This window comes from Amycolatopsis kentuckyensis (assembly GCF_002155975.1).
GTDB classification, from domain to species: Bacteria; Actinomycetota; Actinomycetes; order Mycobacteriales; family Pseudonocardiaceae; genus Amycolatopsis; species Amycolatopsis kentuckyensis.
Map to the genome: position 1 here is coordinate 1 of NZ_MUMI01000789.1, position 601 is coordinate 601.

Consider the following 601-nt stretch of genomic DNA (forward strand, 5'->3'; position numbering starts at 1 on the left):
CGCTGGAAGGGGTAGGTGGGGAGATCGACCGGGCGCGCGGGCGGGAAGAACGCGGCCCAGTCGACGTCCACGCCATGGACGTGAGCAGTGCTCAACGCTGTGAGCAGTGCTCTCTCTTCAGAGCGGTCTCGCCGCAGCGCCGGGATCGCGGTGCCGCCGACCATCGCGCTGAGCACCCCGTCGGGCCCCAGCTCCAGGAACACGTTCGCACCGGCGGCTTCGAGCGTCGCGATGCCGTCGGCGAACCGGACCGTTTCGCGCACGTGCCGCACCCAGTAGTCGGCGCTGAACGGCTCGGCGAGAGCACCGCTCACATTCGAGAGCACCGGTATCCGCGCCGGGTGGTAGGTGAGGGTTTCCGCCACCGCACGGAATTGCTCGAGCATCGGATCCATCAGCGGCGAGTGGAACGCGTGGCTCACCTTGAGCCGCTTGGTCTTCGGGAACTTCGCCGCGATCGCCAGCACCGCGGCCTCCTCGCCGGAGATCACGACCGACTCGGGACCGTTCACCGCCGCGATCGAGACCCCCTCGGTCAGGGTGATGGCCGACTCCGGTGCGGCGATCGAGACCATCGCGCCGCCTTCGGGCAGCGCCTGCA

Annotated in this window: 1 protein-coding gene; it reads right to left on the bottom strand. The window is 69.4% G+C overall.

Annotated elements, in window-relative coordinates; translation table 11 throughout:
- On the bottom strand, positions 1–575 hold a 575-nt coding region (locus tag CCN39_RS47915; protein WP_341867734.1), incomplete at its 3' end, for an acyltransferase domain-containing protein.
- Between the last annotated feature and the right edge of the window lie 26 nt (positions 576–601).